The sequence below is a fragment of the Euzebyales bacterium genome (assembly GCA_035461305.1).
GTDB lineage: Bacteria > Actinomycetota > Nitriliruptoria > Euzebyales > JAHELV01 > JAHELV01.
In genome coordinates this window covers 1-1737 of record DATHVN010000045.1, presented here as the reverse complement: position 1 = coordinate 1737, position 1737 = coordinate 1, and the positions used below count along the sequence as shown (strand labels likewise).

General features: G+C 71.4%; 1 protein-coding gene and 1 pseudogene. Both read right to left on the bottom strand.

The genetic code is table 11. The features are described 5' to 3' along the window. Nucleotides 1–96: 96 nt before the first annotated feature. Nucleotides 97–546 (bottom strand): transposase, encoded by a 450-nt coding sequence (locus tag VK923_04200; protein ID HSJ43868.1) that lies wholly within the window; start codon nucleotides 544–546, stop codon nucleotides 97–99. Continuing rightward, nucleotides 459–1190 (bottom strand): annotated as a pseudogene (locus tag VK923_04195) (transposase). The gene VK923_04200 and the pseudogene VK923_04195 overlap by 88 nt, the downstream one beginning before the upstream one ends. Nucleotides 1191–1737 lie beyond the last annotated feature (547 nt).

Here is a 1737-nt window from a genome sequence, read left to right as displayed (position 1 = left end):
GATGTCAAGGGTCGGGTGGTTGGCGCTCTGTGAGCATGGTGCAGTCCCGGCTTGTCCATGCCGGTGGTGGTTTCGGGCGCTGATTGTTGGGTGGCGTCAGCCGGAGAGTCGGCCGCGGCGGACCGCGGCGGCGCGTGCGCGGGTACGGCGACGGACGTCGGCGGGGACGGTGTGGCTGGCGGCGAGCTCGGCGGCGGCGTCTTCGGTTATCGGGGTGCCCTCAAGGTCGCGGAACTCATACGGCGTGCCGCTGGTCAGCGTCGCCCACACCCGCGTGGCCAGCTTGCGCGCACCCGCGAAGGTGGCCTGGATGTGGGTGTGGCCCCGTTCGACCATCAGCCGTCGGTAGCACACCGCGAGCTGCGGATCGCGACGACGCGCGACGTTGGCGGCCTGATACAACGCCAGCCGCAGCTCGGGCGGGCCTTCCTTGGTGATCGGCCGCGACGGCGCGGCCATCAATCCCGACTCCCAGTTCGACGGGTTGAGCCCGACGAACGCTGCGGCCTGCTTGCCGGTCGTGAACTGGGTGGCGTCGCCGAACAGGCGCGCACGATCGGCGCGATCATCGGTCCGATTCCGGGCACCGAGCACAGCAGCTCGTCGCGGCCCCAGGCGGCAGCCCACAGCCGCTGTGCCTGCGCGGTAGCGCGGTCGATACGAGCGTCGGCGGCGGCGATATCGCCGAGCTGTTCTGTGGTCTCCCACGCCAGCGCGTCCAGGTCGACCCGGCCACGCCAGAAGTTCGCCCAGCCGGCAGCCATCGCACGGATCCGTTCAGCGCGATCATCAGCATCACCGGCGTCGCGCAGCCGCGCGCGGCACAGCTGCGCGATCGAAGCGGTCCGCGCGCGGGCGAGCTGGGCCAGGTGCGGCCAGCGTCCCAGCAGCGCCTGCAACAGCGGCAGGGAATGCCCGCAGGCGTGCCAGACGTCGGGGAACGCCCACGCGGCCAACGCCCACAGCCGGCACTCGCACCGATGCGCGTCGACGACCGCGCCGTGGCGGCGGCGGACCGCCCGTCGCAACCCGATCTGCGCCGGCGGCGGCAACGTCGTCGGGGTCAGCCCGAACACGCTCGCGCAGCCGGCGAGCATGTCCGCGTCGGCCACGTCGGTCTTGTGCTTGCCCGCGATCGCGCCGCGCAGCCGCGCGGAGTGCCGCGCCTGCACCAGCGACACCGCACAGCCCGCAGCCTGGACCCGCGTGGCCGACCGCCAGCCACGTCATCCCGGTCGGCTCGGCCACGACCAACGCCGGCGCATACTCGGCCAACCGCGCGGTCAACGTCGTCATGCCCGCCAGCGTCGGCGGTACCGCAAAGTCTTCGCGTGCGCTGCCGCGCACCGCGACCCGATGGTCGGCCACGACCGCGGTATCGATCCCGATCGTGGTCTCGGTAACCTGGGACTGCATCGAGGGCTCCTCTCGTGAGCACACGCGACGCCGACCCCGCGTCCAACGATGTCGACGCCGCGGAAACGAACGGTCCATGGGGAGAGCCCTCGACCGCGCCCGAACAGTCGAATACTGGGCTGTCTGTCGACGCCACCCGACACACGCGCACGGCCGAGCCGTCACGCAGGCCCCACGCATGTGAACTCATGCGGTGCACCAAGCCGCCACCAAGCCGCAGCCAGCGGCTCCACCAATTCCCTCAAGCGGGTCTGCTCGAGAGACGAGCCCCAGCCACGATCAGGTCATCGAGCCTGGCTAGCCCAGCGGTTTTCACGTCAC